We start from the raw sequence: 19,534 nt of genomic DNA, 5'->3' as shown, positions 1-19,534 counted from the left end.
GTCCCGCTGATCTACACCCTCAACTGGGAAGAGCCGGCATCCTTCGCTCGTTCGCGAAAGCTGACCGGCCCGCATACGGGCATTGACGTAGAGGTTCTCGTGCGGGCGGGGGATGTTCGCGCCGGGCAGCCCGGGGAGCCTGGTGACATGGGTGAGCCGATGATCACTGCGCTCGGGCATGCCGGATTGCGGATCGACGGAGCGGACGTCCGCATCCTCGCCGACCCGTGGCTGTCGCCTGGTGGCGCGTTCCTCGGCTCGTGGTTCCCGTTTCCGGACAACTCGCACGTGCTGACGCCCGAATTGCTCGACGTCGATCTGGTCGTGGTCTCGCACGAGCATCTCGACCACCTGGACCTCGACCTGCTCGCGGGATTGCCGCAGTCGGTTCCGGTGGTTGTGCCGCGGTATCCCTCGACGATCATCCAGCGTCGGCTGCGCGCGATCGGGCGGACCCGGATCGTCGTTCTCGGCGCGTGGCAGCGGTATCCACTGAGCGAGCACGACTGGCTGACGGTCATTCCCGAGCAGTGCCCGATGAGCCACGACTCCGCCGTACTGCTGAAGATCGGGGAACGGAGCGTGCTGCACACGAACGACGCGCGGATCTCGCTCAGTCAGGCGCGACGGGCGATGACCGAGGTCGGGGGACCGCTGGACGTGATGGGTGTGCAGATGTCCGGCGCGAGCTGGCATCCGATCCGGTACGAGTACGACGAGGTCGAGCGTGAGCGGATCTCAACGATCAAGCGGATCGGCAAGTTCAAGGCCGTGACACGACTGGTCCGGCAGGTCGAGCCTCGGCTGGTGATGCCGTACGCGGGTCCGCCGTGCTTCCTCGACGACGACCTGTTCGAGTTGAACAGCGGCCTGCGACCGGGCGGAATCTTCCCCGACCAGAGTGAGGCGCTGGCCTGGCTCGCGGAGCGGATCCCGAGCCAGGCCGGGGCGTGTCTCCTCCCCGGTGACCGGATCCGGCTGGATGACCTGTCCGTCGTCCGCGACCCGCACTGGTCCGGCTTCACGCTGGACGCCGGACCTGAGGAGCGGCGGTGCTATCTGAAGGGGTACGCCGCTCGGCGCCGGCGCGCGATCGACGCTGCCTGGGCGGCGAACCCTGAGCCGCAATCCGGTTTGGCACAACGTTTCAAGACGCATCTGGAGTCACTCGGGACGCTATCGGAGTATTTCCTGGCCCGGATCGGCATGACCTTGCGGTTCGACGTCTCCGGGCCGTTCGGTGGGGTGTGGGACGCGCACATCGGGCCGGACCGCGTGGTGGTCGAGTTGGACGGTGGCGAGGGGCACGCCGATTACCGGCTGTCGATGGACGGCCGCTGGCTGGACGGTGTCGTCTCGGGCCGAACCCGCTGGGAGGAGCTTCTGCTCTCGCTGCGCTTCATCGCGCGCCGGCAGCCCGACCGGTACAACGACTACCTCGTCGGTCTGCTGAAGCATGCCGATCGTGCGGCGCTGCGCGCGGTCGAGGAGTTCGAGGCTGCGCGGGATCCTGAGGAGATCACCGAGTTCACCGTCGGGGGCAGGCAATTCCAGGTGAGCCGCTACTGCCCGCACGCCGGAGAGGATCTGGCCGAGACCGGCGTTGTGGTGAACGGTGTGCTGCGTTGCCTCGGCCACAATTTCGAGTTCGACCTGAACAGCGGGAGGTGTCTCAACGCCCGCTGTGACCCGATCGCCGTAAAGGCTACGAAGACCGTAGAGACCTACGACGAAGAGGCGGTCTGAGCACCGACCGGCTGCTGCAGGTCGGCGAGTCCGACCACGAACAAGGCAGTCACCAGCAAGTAATAGAGGGTGCGTCGGACGGTCGGCCGGTCAAGGTACTCGCGGTCGGCGGCGACCCGCAGCGGCACCAGAACCTCGAGGTACCACCGCTCCACATCGGTCCGGCCATTCGGTGGTACGGCGGACCGCTCGCGGTACCGCAATTGCGCCGGACCGGTCAGTCCTGGCCTGGCCTGCAGCACCGGCCGGCATGCTTCCGGATACCCGGCGGCCAATGCGGCGCTCTCCGGCCGCGGACCCACCAGCGTCATCTGTCCGCGCAGCACGTGCCAGAGTTGCGGCAGTTCGTCGATCGCCGTCCGCCGGAGGAACCCGCCGATCCGGGTGATCCGCACGTCCGTGGCAGCAGTGATTTCGGGGCCGGAGGCAAGCAATCGCATGGTCCGGAACTTGTACAGCGTGAACGGCCGTCCACTCTCGCCGACCCGCGATTGCCGGAACAGCACCGGTCGGCCGCTCGTGACGAGAAGCAGTACGGCGACGACTGCCAGCAGAGGTGAAGCCAGGATCAGCAGTAGCCCGCCGACCAGCACGTCCAAGAGGCGCCGGGCCGGACTGATCGCGGCGACGTGACGGTTCGACGGCATGGTTGCTCCTCTACTGACCGGTGCCAGCAGCAACGAAGACCGCTGTGAAAGCTTGTGCGGCGAGATCGCACTCGTGGTTGTAACTCGCCGAGTCCGTGTGCAGTGTCGACGGCGTCATGTGCGTGATCAGCCGCACGCCTTGCTGCCGTCGTCGTACCATCGCGGTCCACAGCGGATTGGGCTGCAGGTCCGGGGCCAGAAGGCTGACGATCTGGCCCTGGTAGCGCTGCCGCCAGGTCCAGATGTCGACGGCCTGTGCGCCTGCGGCGACGGGCACATCGATGTAGGTTGCGGCGTCGGTCCTCGCCTGGTCGGCATTGCCGCGATACCCGTTCGCATCCGCGAGGGCCTTGCGGGACTGAAGGGTCGTCAGCGAGGCCCAGCCTTGCGCGCGGATCCGGTTCCAGATGTCGGTCTGCGCCGTCTGCCGGTCCAGTCCCCACTGGGCGTAGGTGCTCTCCTCGAGCAGCCCGGTGCTGAGATCGAGCCGGTCGATCAGGTGGGCTCGCAGGTAGCTCTCGACGGCTGCGGCTGTCGCTGCCGGGTGCTTCTGCCGGACACGCTGTGCACAGCCTTCCTGGTTCCCGCCGCGCCATGGCAGGCAGCCAAGCTCGGGCACCACCGCATCCACGAGAATTTGTTTGCCGGGGGCAACCTGCGCCAAGCGGGTCCGGGCCTGGGTCAGGAAGTCGGTGGCCTGCGCTGTCGACGTCAGCCCGTCGCCGTAGCCGATCTCGTCGGAGATCTTGAACCCTGCCGTACCAGGGACCTTTGCCAGCGCGCCGAGGCGGCCGATCGCCTGGTCGAACGCAGCCGATCCTTCGAGCCACTTGGCGACGAGGTCGGATTCCCACCAGATCGCGACGCCGCGTCGATGCAGCGCGTTGGCGAGGGAGACGTACCGATCGCCGGACAGGTCCACCGGCACGCTGCCGTTTGTGGGTGCACTGGACGGACTGGCCGGCTGCGAGGTCGGTGGCGCCGAGGTCGGACTTGGCGTGTCCGGCGGATTGCTGTCCGGCGTCCCTGAGCAGCCGGCGACGAGCAACAAAATCGCGGTGGTGATGGCAATTGCTTTCATGATGTTCCCTCGCCGACGGCAACAGTTGTGCGGTGACGTGGTCCGGTGCCGCTCAGGCGGAGCAGGACTCCGATGAGCAAGGCATCCGTCGTCAGGTAGGCCGCTGTCGATGCGGCCGCCGCGCCGAGAGCGCCGTACCGCGGGATCAGCGTCACGTCGAGCACGACGGTGATGGCCAGTCCGACACCGAGGACGATGGAGTTGAGGCCGGGCGTTCCGCGGCCGTACAGGTACGCGCTGGCGACTCCGGAAGCGCCGGCGAGGATCATGCCCGCCACCAGAACCCGCGCCGGCGTGACGGCCGATCCGAACGAAGCGCCGTAGAGCAACCGCATCACGGGCGACGCGAGCAACGCGACCGGAACCGCGGCGACGACAATCCCTACCAGTGCCGGCCGGATCATCCTGCGGGCGACTCCGGCCGCTTGGTTCTGCTCGAGTTTTGCAAGTCGGGGGTAGAAGACCCAGGTCAGTGCGGTGCCGGGCAGTCTGAGCAGTTCGGCGTACTTCGACGCAACCGCGTAGCCACCCAGAATCGCCGGGCCGGCGATGGCTCCGAGGATCGCGACATCGAGCCGGAGGTTGAGGAGGGTGATGAGCCCGCCGACCTGGCCACGCAGGCCGTAAGACGCCACCTGTTTGCCGAGCACTCGGTCCGGCCGGCCCCACCAGCCGTATCCATTTCCCGCCAGGCCGAACCGGCGCCAGCCCAGGCGGCGACTGACCCGGCGCCAGGCGTCGACCGCGACGACCAGGTCCGCGAGACCGAGGCCGATGATGATCGCGGCGATGCCGTGGATGCCGACGAGCAGCGGGAGGACGAAGCACGGCAGGAAGGCAAGCTCCTCGGCGGCGATGACGGCGTCGCCGCCACGCCGGTCCTCCAGACCCTGTAGGGCTGTCTTGCCGAGTGTGAGGAACAACTGCGACGCGACCGTAGCGCCCGCGACCGCGATCAGCCACGCCGGTTCGTGGGGGAAGAAGACCTTGGCGATCAGTGGTGCGGCGGCCACCCACAGCGCGGTACCCGTGAGAGCTCCGGCGAAGCCGATGGCCATCAGCGTCGGCCACAGCCGCGGTAGTTCCCGCCGCGGTTCGGCCAGGAAGAATGCCAGCGCGCCGGGCAGGCCGAGCACGCACAGGACGCCGATCAGGCCAGGCATCATCCGCAGCAGCGCGTACTCGCCGACGGCGGACGGGCCACCGGTCCGGGCAACGAGAACGGTCGCGAGCGTCAGCCCGAGAATCGCCAGAAGGCGGGCCGAGCAATTGGCGAGCACGGTGCGCAGGAGCTCGCCGCGGTGAGGTCGGCATCGGATCATGACGTCTCCTCTGGTTGATCCTGCATTGCGAGGACGAGCGCCGCGATGAGGCCCAGCCAGGTCCAGAGGTGGCGGAAGTGGAGGACTTCGTAGAAGCCCGCGGCCGTTGCCATCACCGGGCCGACGACCGCGAGCAGCCAGGGTCTGGGCACGAGTTCGGAGTACGCCTTGGGCAACGTGCCGAAGACCAGCCGCAGGCAGCGCGCGAACACGGCGACGCCGAGCAGGAGCAGCCCGATGCCGCCGATCACACCGCGCTCGAGCAATGTCGCGAGGTAGTCGTTGTGCGCTTCCTTCACGTACGGCGCCTGGGTGGCCGCCAGGGTCGCCTTCGTCCGTGCGGGACCGAAGCCGGCGGCGTCGCCCTCCAGGAACAGGTTCGCGCCTTCCTTGACGATCGTCACCCGCTCCTTGCTGGAGTTGGCGCTGCGTCCGAACGAGTCGCGGAGCAACGGCACGCTACCGGCCGCGCGTTCACGGATCTCGCCGAGGTCGACGCGAGGCATGACGAACGCGACCACGAGCCCGCCGATCAAGGCCGTGGCCGCCAATGCGGCAGCTCCGGCGACAGCACCTTGGCGGCGGTACCTCGTCACAGTGAAGGCGAGAACGAGTCCGACCACCAAGGTGAGCATCGCGCCGTTGGAACCGGTGAAACCGATGGCGGTCAGCACCAGGATGTACGCGATCCGCCGGACGCCGGGGGAGCGCGGGTGCTTGCAGGCGGCCATCACGAACAGCGAGACGACCAGGTAGTTGCCGGCCAGGTTCGGGTCGCCGAACGTGTACGACGCCCTTACCCCGTCCTTCCCCGAGACGCCGGTCAGCGCATTGATCCCGACCAAATAGGCCACCGACATCACGCCCGAGTAGATCGCGGCCGTGCGGCACCAGGCGATGGTGACAGCACCGACGATCGCCGGGTTGCGCCGCCCCAGCGCGAGCGCCGCGCCCCAGACGAACAGAAGCAGGTCCTGGATGAGCACCAGTCCGGTCGCAACAGGCGCACCGGTGATGTACGCCGCGAAGGCGCCGCCGAGGACGAGCCCTGCGACTCCTGTCGCGTACGGCAACTTGACGGGTAGATGCGCACGTACCGCCCACAGCAGGGCGAGCACGATGCACAGCAGGATTCCGGCGTCGGCAGGCGCGGTGTTGCCCGGACCTGCCGGGACGAGGAACGGAAGCAGGCAGGTGGTGAGACCCATCATCGCTGCGAGTACGTCGCCGCGGGGCAGCGCCGTCCAGCCGACAATGCCACCGGTGGGTGAGGAAACCGTCGTCGTCATCGAGCATCAGCTCCGTGGCAGGTCGTCGGCCAGCGGCCAGTACGGGAGATCGGCAAGCAGTTCCAGATGCTGCGCAGCGAACTCGTCGTCGTTGGCGGTTGCCGCAATCTCGCCGAGGCCGGCGAGCGCTGCTCCGTACCACAAGGCGGACGGCAGGCCGAGTCCGTCGAGCCCCCTGCGCAGGTAGAGGCGAACGAGATCTGACAGCCAGCCCTCTTCGAGCAGGCCGTACCTGATCCCTGCTCCGAATCCCGTTCGCCGCAGACCGCGATGTCCGCGCACCGGATGTCCCGGCCTGGTGTGCCGGTCGACGTAGAGGCAGTAGCTGAGGGCGAATCGGACGAGGTCGCGCAGTGGCCATCCCGCTCGGGCGCCGTTCTCCCAGTCCACGACTCCGGTGATCCGGCCGTTGTCGACGAGGAGATTCCCGAACCAGTAGTCGCCGTGGACCATGGTCCTGGCGGTCCGGTAGCTCTTCAACTGACGGTCGGCGGCGGCCAGCCGCACCTGTGCGGCTTCGAGCCTGGGGTGTCCCGGCCAGCGACTACGGACGTCGTCCGCGACCTCCCTCGCCCAGGTTATCCGGCCTCGGTCGCCGGCGGTCGCGCGCTGGAAGTGGCGAAGCCATCCGCCGGCCAGCGCGAAGTCCTTCGCAACCGGTTGCCGACGCGAGGTGTGCAGCCACCGGTGGTACGCGACGCTCATCGGAGCGCCCTTGACGACGGTGGTCACGACGGCCGGTAGCCCATAGCTGTCGAGGGTTTCGAGGTAGCGCGGCACTGTGGGCTCGAGCCCGCCGAGCTGCGCCTCGCCGAGGGCCATCAGCATCCGGGTCTCCCGGGAGATCGCACTCGCGGCCGCAACCGTGACCGGGATCTTGATGGCCACCGGGCCGGCGGGGCCGTCAAGATAGCTTTCGGGGGGCGGCGTGACGATAAACGTCCGCTTCGCGTCCGGATCCCGTGATGTCGCGATCAGTACACCGCGGCTGCCCGGTGCGAACAGCAAATCGTGCACCGACCTGGGGTGCGGGTGAAAGGCCTTGGGAACTTCGGTCATGGTCGTCTCCCGATGACGACACGGGCCGGTGCGAAGGCGCCTGTCCAGCGCCACGGCGTACGGCGGGCCACGCCGAGCAGCGCGGACGCGGGCACGGCGGTGAATGCCAGGCCAGGTGGCACGGTCGCAACCGCGGTCCAGAAATACCGGATTGCTTGCTCGGCGTCGTCGACGACGACCATCGGCCGGCCGAGGGTGGGCAGAACGACGAATTCCCGCTCCAGAACGACACCGAGCCGGCGCGCAACCTGCCGAAGGCGTTGTCTGCTGAGCGGCCGCTGATCCATCAGCACGACGGGATGGCCGGCGGACAGCTGATGTTCGTCGACGGGTCCGGATCGGATGTCGATCTCGACCGTTCCGGGAGGGCAGAGCTGCAGCCAAGGTGAGGCAGGTCGCCGCAGTTGGCCGACGGGCTCGGCGCTGCTCATGAGGCAACCAGGTGTGCGGACCGAGGTGCGGAGTACACCTGGTCGAGGACCTCGGCCAGACTTACGGCGTCATACGTACTGCCGGCGCCTTCCTGACCTAGGCGCGCCATGCGGTCGGCCTTCGGACGGTCGTCCAGCAAGTCGTCGATGGCTTCGGCCAATAGGCGCGGGCGACCCGGTGGAACGAGAACGCCGCTCTCGCCGGGGACGACCAGATCGGGTACGGAGTTGACTGCTGTCGCCACCACCGGGATGCCACAGCGCATCGCCTCGACCACAGCGCAGGGGAGACCCTCGTACCGGCTCGCCATCGCGAAGATGTCGAAGGCCGGCAGGAGCTGCGGCACGTCGGATCGTTCGCCGGCGAAGACGAAGCGATCCGACAGGCCGGCCCGCCGTACCAGCTCCTTCGCCTCGCGGTCGCCGGGTCCGGAACCGATCCACACCGCGACGGCTGCGGTATGGCGGAGCGCGGCAATGGCCGCGATGAAGTGTTCGGGTGCTTTCTGGTAATCGATCCGCCCCACCGTGCCGATCAACGGCAACTCCGGAGTGATTCCGAGCTCGGCGCGGGCAGCCGCTCGTGAGCTGTCGGTGCGCGGCACGGTGACGGACTCGACCACCGGCGTGATGGTGCGCAAGGTGCTCGGAGTGGCCAGTCCTCGCCGCAGCGCCTCGGTGGCAACGCCGCTGCCGATCGCCAGCACGCTGTCGGTGATCCGGGCGAGGCGTTGTTCGATGGCGACGTACGCCGCCCGGCGGAGCGGATTCTGGAATTCGTGGAAGGGGAAGCCGTGGTAGGTGTGGACGATGCGCGGCACGCCGGCCCGATGCGCGGCCAGTCGTCCGAGCGCGCCCGCCTTCGCGCTGTGCGTGTGCACGACGTCGTACCGATCTTCCCGGCAGAGCTCGGTCAATCGGCGCAGCGCGCGCCGGTCGTCGTTCGGTGCGAGCGGTGAGACCAGCGACGGCTCGATCAGGACCCGCATGCCGGCGGCCGCGGCTCGGTCGGTCAACGGTCCGCCCTGCCCGGTGACGATCGTGATCCGGTAGCGCGCGGGATCGAGCGGCAGCACTCCCCGCAACGCGACCCCGCCTGCGCCGGCGATGAACCGGGTGACGACCTGGGCGACCTCGATCCGCCCGTCGCCGGCCATCAGCCGACCCTGCCGGTGCGGACCGCGGCCAGCGGACGCCTGAGCAGTTCGGTGAGACCGGCGCCCGGCTCCTTGGCGAGGCGAAGCTCCAGGCAGGGCAGGCGGTTCGCCAGGCGCGTCGCGACTTCTTCGATCGGTGCGTGGATCGGACCGCAACCGGTCGCCGACGCGACGGTCGCTGCGATCGACCAGAACCGGCGTAGCTCACCGGCGGCATACGTGCCCGCGGCGATTCCGCGGGTGGCCTGCGCCGGGCTCAGTTCCCGGAGCTCGGGCGCCGCCTGTGTTCCACGCCGCAGTACGACGACGAGCTCCGGGGAAAGGGATCGGACCCGGTGCGGCCAGGCCTGCTCGCGCCGCCCGTGGGCCGCACGAGTGCCGGTCCTCGCCAGCAGCCGAAGCGGCTCGGCGACTCCGTACGCTGTCGAACCGTCGCACACTGCGAGGTTGTCGCACGTCGCCCGCGCCCCGTCGGCCAGCGCCCGCGCGACCAGGGTCGACTTCCCGACGCCTCCTGGTCCGGCCAGCACAACTGCAACCCCGCCGACTTCGACGACCGACACATGGAGGGGCACGAACCCTTGAAGCGCCGCGAACCAGAGTGCCGGGTAGTGCAGCAATACCTGACTGCTCAATGCGCGGTGCCTGGACGGCAGCAGTTTCGCTGCTGTGGATTCCTGGTACGTCGGCCGCCAGCGGCTGGCGACGTGGAGTCCGTCCTCGTTGATCGTCCATCGCTGGTCATAGCCGGACCCTCCGACACTCTCCAGGACGACCTCCTGGCTGTCGATCGCCCACGCGCCTCGAGTGACGATCTCCGCTCCGTGGGTGTTGAACGGCCGGCGAGTGTCCTCGACCGACAGGACCACGTTGGGGAGGTCTGCCATCGCCGGACCGGATGGCTCAGGTCCGCCGGCCATGGCGACAAGGGCCTGTACGGCGGGAGCCGGACCGTGGACAGCGACACGTTGGCCGGCGGTGTGCAACTGCGCAGTACTCGTACTCACAAGAGCCTGCCGAACCGCCGCCTGGCAGGTCCTTGGACGATGCCCAGCACCGGCCAGCGAACCGCCTTCAGTACGTCGTCGAGATCGTCGAGCCGGCGCAGCATCACCGAGCCGGAAGACACCACGACCACGCCGGCCGTCATCTCGTCCTCGGGTGTGACCGCGGAGAGACCGGTGAAGCGGACGTCGGCGAATCCGGTCAGCCCGGTTTCATCGAGGTCGAACGCCCGGTCGTCGTTGTCGACACGTGCCGCCTTCTTGAGCCGCTGCGGCGCGTGTGCGTGACCCGAGAACGAGAACAGCAGCTTGCTGACTGTCTCGGCATCACCTTCATCGGCGCCCATCAGGACTACTGCGTCCACTCCCTGCCGACGCGCGGCGAGCGCCATGGTGTTGCGGAGTGACTCGACGTCCTCCGTCGCCTTGCCGAGCACGGGCGCCTGCAAGAGACGTGCGAGCGCACGCAGGCCGTTCACCCGCGGACGGAACGTCTCGACGACCGTCGCAACAGTCAGCCCGAGGACGAGTCCGAGCAGCAGGGCCAGCGCCAGTTGCGGCAGTATGGACGTCTTGACCTGCCGGACGTCGGCCTGGTTGCTGACCATCACCACGCGGTCTCGCGTCGCCGAGTCCGCGACGAGCGTCGCACGCTGACTGCTCAGCTGGCTGAGCAGCTGGTTCACGGATTGGATCTGTACGTTGAGGTCCGCCCGTGCGGTGATGTCGGCGATGCCGCGCAGCTGCGTCACCAGCTTGTCACGCTGGACTGTGGCCTGGTCGATCTGGTCCGACAGGTCGTTGAGAGTGTCGTTGAACGATTCCTGGTCGCCCTGATTCATGAACAGTGCGACCCGGGTCGCGAGCTGGCTCACGATCTGTCCGGCAGCGATCGGGTCGTCGTCGGTGACGCTGAGCTCGACGATCGAGGACTCGCCGAGGCGCTGCGCCGAGATGTTCCTTGTCGCGTAGGTCTCGACGTCGCGCGGCGCCTTGGCCGCCATCAGCGCCGCGTCGAGCAGGCTCGGCGTTGTCGCCACGGCAAGCACCCGGCTGTTCATGCCCTCGGCCTCGGTCGTCGACTTCGGTGAGCCGGCGACGACCTGCAGACGGATGGACGCAATGGTCGGATCCGGCCGGCGGGCGGCCAGGATCGCTGCGCCGGCGACCGGTAGCAGCATGCACACCAGGATGATCCCTAGGTGGGCTCGCACGATCCGGCGGAACATCTCTTCGATCGTCATCGATGCGCCCTTCGTCCGTTGCTGTGCATCACTGCGTGACCTGCACTGTCTTGGTGGCGCTGCTGGACAGGCCGACGGTGTCGGTCACGGTCACCTTGACGGTGAACTGACCGGCGGATGGGTAGGTGCAGGTTGTGGTCGGACTCGTCTGCGGCGGGTTGGCCGCACCTGTGCCGCAGCTGAACTGGTACGTCGCGATCGGCGACTTGTCGACGCTGGTCGACCCGGACGCGTCCGCGGTGATCGACTGGCCGTGCCGGATACTCGTCTTGGAGATCGTGAGCTTTGCGGTCGGCGCGACATCGGCCAGGATCTTGATCGTCACAGTGGCCTTGCTGGTCAGGCCGCCGGTGTCTGTGACCGTGACCGCAGCGGTGAAGGAGCCGGCGTTCGGGTAGTCACAGGTTGCCGTGGACGAGGTGATCGCACCAGTCGTCTGGCCGTTGCCGCAATCGAAGGTGTAGCCGGCCAGCGGCCGGCCGTCGGCGTCGGAGGAGCTCGATGCGTCCAGCACCACCTGCTGCGGGCGGTAGGCCTGTGTCGGAGTGGCGGTGATCCGGGCGGTTGGCTTGCCGTTCGCCTTCACGACGATCGGCGCGCCGGTCCAGCTGTCACTGAGTCCGGACGAGTCGGTCACGGTCGCCGTTGGCGTGAACGTCCCAGCCGCAGTGTAGTGGCAGACACCGCTGGACTGGTTCAGTACCGTGCCGTTGCCACAGGTGATCCGGTACGTCGTCAACGGTGCGCCCAGACCGGCGCTGTGGGAGGCGTCGATCGTCACGTCCAGCGGGGCGAACCCGCCGGTCGGCGTAGCCGTCACCGCGATCGCCGGACCGGCGTACTCGAAGGCGCCGAGGTCCGCGAACGTGATCGGACCGATCCCGGTGTTGGCGACCGCCGGGTGGTCGGCCGGCGCGGTGCCGTCACGATTGACCGCGGTCCAGCCCGCCGTCGCGGTGTCGGCCGCGTCGATGGCCGGAGACGTGCTGGTGAGGTGCAGGTCGCGAGTGGTCAGCGCCACGAAGCGCGGGTTCGCCGACTGGCCGGCGGGCTCCTGGCCGCTGACGGTCTGGAACGAGGCCAGCGTCGTGTACGGCTGCGAGGCCCACTCGAACAGCGGGCCGTTGAGGGCGGTCTGGAACACCAGGTCGCGGTCCATCGTGATGCCCGGGCTGGACGTCTCGTCGACGCGGATCTCACCGATCGTCCGGGTGCTGCCGACCGCGTTGTCCATCGCCACGTTGTTGCGGCTGGTCGCGCCGCTCGAGCCGCCCTCGAAGTTGATTCCGGCCGTGGCGTTGCCGACGACGGTGTTCGAGACCACGATCGATCCCGGCGCGGCGGAGTTGTCGATGCCGTGGTCGCCGTTGTCGTAGATCACGTTGCGGCGGATGGTCGTTCCGGTGGAACCGGTGTAGGCCTCGACGCCGGAGTCATCGTTGCCGTAGGCAAGATTGCCGTCCACTACGACCTGCTGGGACGTGGAGGAGACGTCGATGCCGGTCGCGACCCGGCTACCGAGCCGCTTGTTGCGGTACGTCGTGACGCCGGTGACTGTGACCCGGGTGCTGCCCTGGACGCTCACGCCGTGGAAGTTGTTGTCGTGGGTGACCGAGGCGCCCAACTGGCTGTCGGTCGAGTTGAAGAACCGGACGCCGATCGACAGGTTCGACGCGGCCGTGATGCCGTCGAGAGTGGCGTTGGCCGACCCGTCGACCGTGACACCCTGCGCACCGGACTGGGCGACGTCCAGTGTGCTCAGCCCGACGCGCTGGATCCGGTCCAGGTAGACGCCGCTCAGGTTGGTCTGGCGGACCGCGAAGCCGGTCACCGTGACGTCGCTGACCTGGCGGAGCAGGATGCCGAAGCTCCGTGCGCCGGCCGCGACGGTGTGTCCCGCAGCCGGGTTCGTGCCGCCGGTGTCGACGTACAGAGTGGACGTGGGGACGTCGTAGAACCAGGTGCCGCTGCTGGTCGTCGTGGCGCTGGTTGCCTTGGTCAACGGTTGGCCGTCGAGGAAGACCTGCGCCGGGACCGGCGTGAAGGCGTGCTTCCAGGCGGTCGTGGTGGTTGCGGTCCAGCCTGCTGCGTCGGAGACGTCGTCGGAGCCGACGATGACCGCGGACGGCGAGGTGGCGCGCAGAGTGATCGGGGCGCCGGGCTGACCGCTGGCAGTGATCTGGACCTGCTCGCGGTACTGGCCAGGTCCGACCAGGACGGTGTCACCGGCGAGTGCCTTCTTGGTCGCCGCACCGATCGTGCAGAACGGCGTTGCAGTGGTGCCGGCTCCGGTGTCGCTGCAGGCCGGGTTGGTCTGCTCGACGGAGTAGGTCTGCACGGTCCGGGTGCTGACGATCTCCTGCGCGGTGGCGGTGTCGGTCATTCCCGCACTGTCCTGGACCGTCACGGTCACGGCGTACGTTCCCGCTGCGGCGTACGAGTGCGTCGCAGTAGCTGGAGGCTGCGGCCCGACGACCGTGCCGTCGCCGAAGTCGAAGGTGTACGAGGCGATCCCGGCCGTGTCATTGTCGCTGGAGCCGCTCGCATCGGCTGTCACCGGAACCGACGGCGGGAAGCTGACCGCAGCTGGGTTGAGGCTGACGGCGGCATGCGGGGCGTAATCGGTCACGCCCGCGACCGGCTGGAACTCCAGCGCGCCGCGGTCGGCGTACGTCGGGGTGCCGGTCCCGGTGTCCGGAATGATCGGGTCGTCAGCAAGCGAGTTGCCGGCCTGGTCGGTGCCGAGGAAGCCGGTGAGGCCGGCGTTGGCGGAGTCGACGGCCGGAGACCCACCGGTGAGCCGGAAGTCCGCGGAGCCGGCGTCGGCGAAATCGGGATCCACGGACTGCCCGTGGTTCTCCTGCCCGGTCGCGGACGCGAATGCCCCGAGCGTCTTGTAGATGATCCCGTTCACCTTCGTCGAGGACGCACCGACGTGGTTGCAGGCGGTGTCGTAGTCGGCGACGAGGCCGGAGTACGAGCCGGCGTCGACGTACAGGTCGTACTCGGTCGCGGTGGTGCCGTTGTCGACCAGGAGGTTGTTGGCCGTGGTGGCGCCGGTCGAGTTGCCCTCGATCGAGATGCCGTCCCGCCGGTTCCCGTACGCCGTGTTGTTCAGGTACCGCACGCCGGTCGAGGTCAGGGTGTCGAAACCGTGGTCGCCGTTGCCGTAGGAGATGTTGCGGACGACCAGGGCACGATGGCTGCCGCTGTACACCTGGAAACCGCTGTCCTGGTTCTGGTACGCGACGTTGCCGCTCACGGTGTTGTCCGGCGAGCTGGTGTCGACGTCGATACCGTTGGCGGTCGCGTTCGGGTTCAGCGAGACGTTCGCGTACGTCGTGTTGCCGGTGATCAGGTTGTTCGTCGCGTTGGCCAGACCGATGCCGTGCAGGCCGTTGTGATGACTGGTCGATCCGGACACAGTGACGCCGCTCGAAGCAGACAGCCGGATGCCTGTGGACAGCGAGTTGTCGACTGCGGCGGAGCGGATCGCGATCGTGCTGTTCGGACAGGTGTCGACCAGTACACCGTTGCCGGCGGACTGCGACGCGGTCACGTGGTCGACGGTGATCGCGGACGAGGTCAGCAGCCGGACGCCGGCCAGGTTCGGCCGGACGAACTGCAGGTTGCTGATGACAACGTTCTGCCGGCTCGTCGTAGTGATGCCGAACGACTGTGCGCCGGCCTCGACCTCGTGCCCGTCACCGGGGTTGGCACCGCCGGTGTCGACGTACAGAACCTTGGCTGTCGCGTCGTAGAACCAGCTGTTGGCAACTGTCGTGGTGGACGACGCCGCGGCAGCCAGGCGATTGCCGTCGACGAAGACTTGACGTGGTGTCGACGGAGGCGAATACGGCGTGCTCCACGCGGACGTGCCCGTCGCGGTCCACAGCGCGGCGCCGCTCAGCGCGCGGGTGCCGAGCACGATGACGCCCGGCGCGTCGCCGGTCACGGTGATCGGATCGGTCGCGGTGCCGGACGCATTCACCGTGACCTGCTCGCGATAGGTGCCAGGGGCAACGTGCACGGTGTCACCCGGATTGATCGCCTTCTTGGTGCCCTGGGTGATCGTGCAGAACGGCGCGGCCTGGGTCCCGGCGCCGGTGTCGCTGCAGGCGACCGTGTTGTTGACCCAGTAGCCCGTGCCGACGGCCACCGCAGGACTGCTGGTGACGACCAGCAGCAGGGGAGCGGTCATGACCATGACCGTCCAGGCCGCCAGGCTCCGTAGCCGCTTGTTCATGATCGCTCCCGCTCGTCGAAACATCGGTGCAGAAACCGCGGTGCAGAACCTCAGTGCAGAACCGCGATGGGCCGCATCCGCGCGACCGGAGTCACCAGGCCGTTGCGGACGAGGACGTCGAGGGCCGCGTTCACGCCACGGTCGTCGAAGTGATGCGCGTCGGTGGGAGCGCCGTCGTCGTACCGGTACCGACGGGTCTTCCGTTTCCGCGGGTCGTCGCCGGAGACACCGCGCGCGACCAGGTCGGAGACGACCGTGCCGGCGCCGTGGCAGGCGGAGTAGAGGCTGGTGGCCGCCCTGTCACCGGCCACGGCCAGATAGCTGGAGGTCCGGTGCGTGCCGGGCAGCAGAACGGCCTGACCGGTGTCGGCGAACGTCGTCCCCGGCTTCATCATCGAGGCCGGGAAGGCCCGGCACGAATTGTGCCGATGGACGATGCCGGTCCGGTTGCCCACGGGCTCCTCGTAGATGCTGTTGTGCGGCGAGTCGACGACGAGCCGGCCGGTGGCGCCGCCGAAGGAGTCAGCAGCGATCCGGCAGAGAGCGGCGTACGTGGCCGTGCGGAAGGCGAACCCGTAGTTCATCGCCGCGGCGGTCGCGAGCATCAGCCGTTGACCCTCGTCGCCAGCCAGTGACAGGGGGGTGCAGCCCGCGGTGAAGTAGAGGGCGAGCCGTGTCCTGAGCTGGGTGAAGGATCGCGCGGAACGAAGGTGGAACCATGGCTTCAGCGCGGCGTTCACGGCCTTGATCTGCGCCGGATAGTCCTTGCGGCGGAAGAACAACCGGCCGATCTCACCGGTGAAGACACCGCCGCCGCCGTGGTACTGGATCGTCAGTTGCCCCGCGCGGACGCCGAGCTTGCCGGCCCGTTCCGGGGCGAGAATCTCCTCGACCCGCTGGAGTTCGACGAAGTGATTGGACGGTCCAACGGTGCCGAAGCGGTAGCGAGCCAACTGGAAGGCGATCCCTGGCAGTTCGGATCGTAGTCTGTCCATCCCGCCGTACCGCTCCAGGTCGATCCGGCCGCCCTCCTCGATCCGTTCCAGATCCTCCGACGGCGCGCCCCAGCGGTCGACGCTGAACTCGGAGCCGTCCCTGACGGCCTTGACGACCTCCTGACGGCTCAGCTCGGCAGTTCCGCGGGTCGGGTATGGGTAGCGCTCACGGACCGCGCGCATGAAGACGTCGACTGCCTTGTCATCCGGTACTTCGGAGTCGACGGCGATCAGCGCCATACCGCAGTTCACCGATGAGCTGGTCAGCTCCGGGCGGATTGTGCCGTTGGTCGCGACCGCGACGCTCGATGGCAGTTCCATCGCGGACTTGTGATGGAAGTCAGGCAGCACGACCGGAGGAGCAGCCAGGTCCGCGCCCTCGACGCGATGTCCGAGCGCGGAGATGGTCGCTCGGTCCGCAGGGAGCAGTTTGTCGTCATCGAAGACCGTCGGGGATGGAGTGACGGTGCCGTCGAGGACGCGGACGTCCAGTGGCGGCCGAGCCTCAGTGGTCATGCTTGTACTCGCAGTCGTCGAAGAGATGCTGGTCAGTAGTCATCGGGGTACGGCGCTCCGGCAGAGACCAGCCCCGGCGCCGGGGTGTATTCCGGCACCAGCCGGCGAAGGTGCCGGCACACCTCGTCCGGGCGGTTGTGCCCGGCGGAGTCGTACAGCTCGCGCAGCCCGGCCCGGAAGCCTGCGGCCGCCCGCGGGGGCCGGGTCATCGAGATCCGCGGGTGATCGGTCGGCAATGCCTCCTCGCCCGCGCCGAACAGCTCCTCGTGGAGCTTCTCGCCTGGTCGTAGGCCGGTGTACTTGAAGTCCACCTCGCGGATGTTCAGCAGGTTGGCGAAGTTGTGGACCAGGTCGACGATGCGGACCGGCTCGCCCATGTCGAGCACGTACGTCGCGGAGCCGTCGGACATCCGGACGGCCTCCAGTACCAGGCCGACGGCTTCCTCGATCGTCATGAAGAACCGGCTGACATCGGGATGGGTCACCGTGACCGGTGAGCCGCTGGCCAGCTGGTCCCGGACCACATGCAGCAGCGAGCCGCGGCTGCCCAGCACGTTGCCGAACCGCACCGCGGTCAGCACCGTGGAGGCAGGCTGCTGCGAATCCAGGACCAGCTCGGCCAGGCGTTTTGTTGCCCCGAGCACCGAAGTGGGGTTCGCGGCCTTGTCGGTCGAGATCAGCACGAACCGCTCGACGTCGTGGGCGACCGCTGCCTCGACGAGGTTCTGGGTGCCGCGGACGTTTGACTTCACACCCTCGCAGGGATGTCGTTCCAGGACCGGCAGGTGTTTCAGCGCCGCGGCGTGGAACACGATCTGCGGCCGGTAGTCGCGGAAGAGTTGGAAGATCCGCTCGGTGTCGCGGATGTCGGCGACCACGGTGTTCTCGGTGTCCAGCAGTGCCTCGCCCCACAGCTCGAGCTGGGTGCGATGCAGGTTGGACTCGTCGTGGTCGAGCATGATGAGCTGCTCGGGGCCGAACCCGTACACCTGACGGCACAGTTCGCTGCCGATGGAGCCGCCGGCGCCGGTGACCAGGACCCGCTTGCCGGCGATGGCTTCCCGCGCGTTGCGGCTGACCACGTGCATCTCGGGCCGCCCGATCAGCGGACCGACCTGCAGAGCGCGCATGTCGGTGCCGGCGATCTGGCGCTGGAGCGCGGACAGGAACGGCGGGAGATGGAGGACGGTCGCGCCCAGCGCGGCGGCCCGGAGTCCGAGCTCCCTCACCTCGTGCGACGGCATCGACGGTATGGCGACCACGACCACATCGATCCGGTTGTGCTCGAGCACCTCCTCGAGTTCGGCCAGCGTGCCCAGGACGCGACGTCCGCCGTACCTGCGACCCAGTTTCGTCGCGTCATCGTCCAGGAACCCGACAGGGTCCAGCCCGAACGAGCTGACTCGGCGCAGGTCGCGGGCCAGGGCGATGCCGGCCTCTCCGGCCCCGACCACGATGGTCCGTAACAGGCTCTTCTCCCTGTCATGTAGCAGCACAGGCTGGCTCATTCCGTTCCCTTTCCGGTGAGGCCCTGGTGAGCGATGTCGGCGAGCGCCGCACAGACCGCGTCGACCTGGTCGTCGGTCAGCCGGGGGTAGATCGGCAGGGACAGCAATTGGTCGAACAGCGTGTCCGCCCCGAGCAGCCCGATCGACGGGATCAGTGCTGCCTGGCTGAAGTAGGCGAGTCGATGGACCGGGATGAAGTGCACCGAGGTGCCGATCGCGCGCTCGGAGAGCGCGGCAATCACCTCGTCCCGATCGATCCCGCCGTCGAGCTGCAGCCGGATCGGGTACAGGTGCCATGCGTGCTTGCCGTCCCGGGCGGCTGGGCGGTGGGGTAGTCGAATTCCGGGCAGACCGTCGAGCTGGTCGTCGTACCGCGCGGCGATCTGCGCGCGTCGGCGCTGCCAGGACGGGAGATGCGCGAGCTGGGCGCGACCCATCGCGGCTTGGATGTCGGTCATGTTGGCCTTGATGCCTGCGTCGGCGACGTTGTAGCGCCAGCTCCCGCCAGGGAGATAGCGCCGCCACGCGTCGGCCGTCATGCCGTGCAATCGGGCCCTGCGCAACCATTCCGCGCGGGTCGGGTCGTCGGTGGTGATCATGCCGCCCTCGCCGAGGGGCAGGTTCTTCGTGGCGTAGAAGCTGAAGCACGTCGCGGCGCAACCCGATCCGATCGGAGTGCTGCCGGTGTAGGTCCCGACGGCGTGTGCGGCATCGACGACCACTCGGTCCAGTGGCACCTCTGCCGCCGCTGCCAGCGCGGGTACGTCGGCGACATCGCCCGCCCAGTGCACGACGGTAAGGGCGGCCGGCCGGCCGAACTCACGGAGGGCGGTTCGCACCGTGGCCGGCGTCGGCATCCCGGTCTTCGGATCGACGTCGACGAGAACCGGCTGATGTCCGGCGTGAATGATCGCCTGGACGGCGCCGCAGAAGGTCATCGTCGAGCTCAGGACCAGCGAGCCGGGAGGCAGTTCGAGCGATCGCAGTGCGAGCTCGATCCCGTGCGTGCACGACGAAACCCCGACGCCGTGCTCCGCGCCGACGACCATCGCGAACGCTGCCTCGAAGGTCGCGACCTCGCGACCTGTGGTCACCCAGCCGGACTGCAGGACGCGCAGTGCGGCCGCTTGTGCTTCCTCGGTGATATGACAGTCCGCGAACGGCACGGCGACATCGTCTGCTCGTGCGGCGCGCGGCACAGCGTTGATTCGGGTGGTCATCCCCGATGCCCCCTCAGAGCCCCTGACTTCCCTTGACGCTACGGCCCGTGATCGCGGTCCGCGCCCGAC

At 68.3% G+C, this 19,534-nt stretch carries 14 protein-coding genes; 1 reads left to right on the top strand and 13 read right to left on the bottom strand.

The window, feature by feature from the left end; translation table 11 throughout:
- Nucleotides 1-147 precede the first annotated feature (147 nt).
- Nucleotides 148-1,746 (top strand): MBL fold metallo-hydrolase, encoded by a 1,599-nt coding sequence (locus tag EV653_RS16130; protein ID WP_134103614.1) that lies wholly within the window; start codon nt 148-150, stop codon nt 1,744-1,746.
- On the opposite strand, the gene EV653_RS16125 is transcribed toward EV653_RS16130, so the two are convergent.
- From EV653_RS16125 to EV653_RS16065, 13 genes are read right to left on the bottom strand one after another with little or no spacing between them, the layout of a single operon-like run.
- Nucleotides 1,725-2,393 (bottom strand): sugar transferase, encoded by a 669-nt coding sequence (locus EV653_RS16125; RefSeq protein WP_134103612.1) that lies wholly within the window; start codon nt 2,391-2,393, stop codon nt 1,725-1,727. The genes EV653_RS16130 and EV653_RS16125 overlap by 22 nt on opposite strands.
- 10 nt (nt 2,394-2,403) lie before the next feature.
- Complete coding sequence (locus EV653_RS16120; protein WP_134103610.1) at nt 2,404-3,474, bottom strand: hypothetical protein; 1,071 nt, start codon at nt 3,472-3,474, stop codon at nt 2,404-2,406.
- Nucleotides 3,471-4,796 carry an oligosaccharide flippase family protein gene (locus EV653_RS16115; RefSeq protein WP_134103608.1) on the bottom strand — a complete coding sequence of 442 codons (1,326 nt, stop codon included), beginning with the start codon at nt 4,794-4,796 and terminating at the stop codon, nt 3,471-3,473. Before EV653_RS16115 ends, EV653_RS16120 begins: the two co-directional genes overlap by 4 nt.
- Nucleotides 4,793-6,085 carry an O-antigen ligase family protein gene (locus EV653_RS16110; RefSeq protein WP_134103606.1) on the bottom strand — a complete coding sequence of 431 codons (1,293 nt, stop codon included), beginning with the start codon at nt 6,083-6,085 and terminating at the stop codon, nt 4,793-4,795. The genes EV653_RS16115 and EV653_RS16110 overlap by 4 nt, the downstream gene beginning before the upstream one ends.
- Nucleotides 6,086-6,091: 6 nt before the next feature.
- Nucleotides 6,092-7,144, bottom strand: a complete 1,053-nt coding sequence (locus EV653_RS16105; RefSeq protein WP_134103604.1) for an aminoglycoside phosphotransferase family protein — start codon at nt 7,142-7,144, stop codon at nt 6,092-6,094.
- A complete protein-coding gene (locus EV653_RS16100; RefSeq protein ID WP_134103602.1) occupies nt 7,141-7,575 on the bottom strand; it encodes a hypothetical protein in 435 nt (144 codons plus the stop codon). Before EV653_RS16100 ends, EV653_RS16105 begins: the two co-directional genes overlap by 4 nt.
- Nucleotides 7,572-8,732 carry a glycosyltransferase gene (locus EV653_RS16095; protein ID WP_134103600.1) on the bottom strand — a complete coding sequence of 387 codons (1,161 nt, stop codon included), beginning with the start codon at nt 8,730-8,732 and terminating at the stop codon, nt 7,572-7,574. The genes EV653_RS16100 and EV653_RS16095 overlap by 4 nt, the downstream gene beginning before the upstream one ends.
- Nucleotides 8,732-9,739, bottom strand: coding sequence for a hypothetical protein (locus EV653_RS16090; protein ID WP_134103598.1), 1,008 nt, complete (start codon nt 9,737-9,739; stop codon nt 8,732-8,734). The genes EV653_RS16095 and EV653_RS16090 overlap by 1 nt, the downstream gene beginning before the upstream one ends.
- Nucleotides 9,736-10,980, bottom strand: coding sequence for a hypothetical protein (locus EV653_RS16085; protein WP_134103596.1), 1,245 nt, complete (start codon nt 10,978-10,980; stop codon nt 9,736-9,738). The genes EV653_RS16090 and EV653_RS16085 overlap by 4 nt, the downstream gene beginning before the upstream one ends.
- 28 nt (nt 10,981-11,008) lie before the next feature.
- Nucleotides 11,009-15,226 (bottom strand): right-handed parallel beta-helix repeat-containing protein, encoded by a 4,218-nt coding sequence (locus EV653_RS16080; RefSeq protein WP_166679414.1) that lies wholly within the window; start codon nt 15,224-15,226, stop codon nt 11,009-11,011.
- A 50-nt stretch (nt 15,227-15,276) separates the two neighbouring features.
- Entirely contained in the window at nt 15,277-16,737 is a 1,461-nt protein-coding gene (locus EV653_RS16075; RefSeq protein WP_134103592.1) for an RtcB family protein, read from the bottom strand.
- Nucleotides 16,738-16,769: 32 nt separating this feature from the next.
- A complete protein-coding gene (locus tag EV653_RS16070; protein WP_238159767.1) occupies nt 16,770-18,245 on the bottom strand; it encodes a polysaccharide biosynthesis protein in 1,476 nt (491 codons plus the stop codon).
- Nucleotides 18,242-19,465, bottom strand: a complete 1,224-nt coding sequence (locus EV653_RS16065) for a DegT/DnrJ/EryC1/StrS family aminotransferase (protein WP_134103589.1) — start codon at nt 19,463-19,465, stop codon at nt 18,242-18,244. Before EV653_RS16065 ends, EV653_RS16070 begins: the two co-directional genes overlap by 4 nt.
- Between the last annotated feature and the right edge of the window lie 69 nt (nt 19,466-19,534).

The organism is Kribbella pratensis, assembly GCF_004365355.1.
Lineage (GTDB): Bacteria > Actinomycetota > Actinomycetes > Propionibacteriales > Kribbellaceae > Kribbella.
The sequence above is the reverse complement of the archived record's forward strand: the minus strand, read 5'-3'. Positions and strand labels throughout refer to the sequence as shown.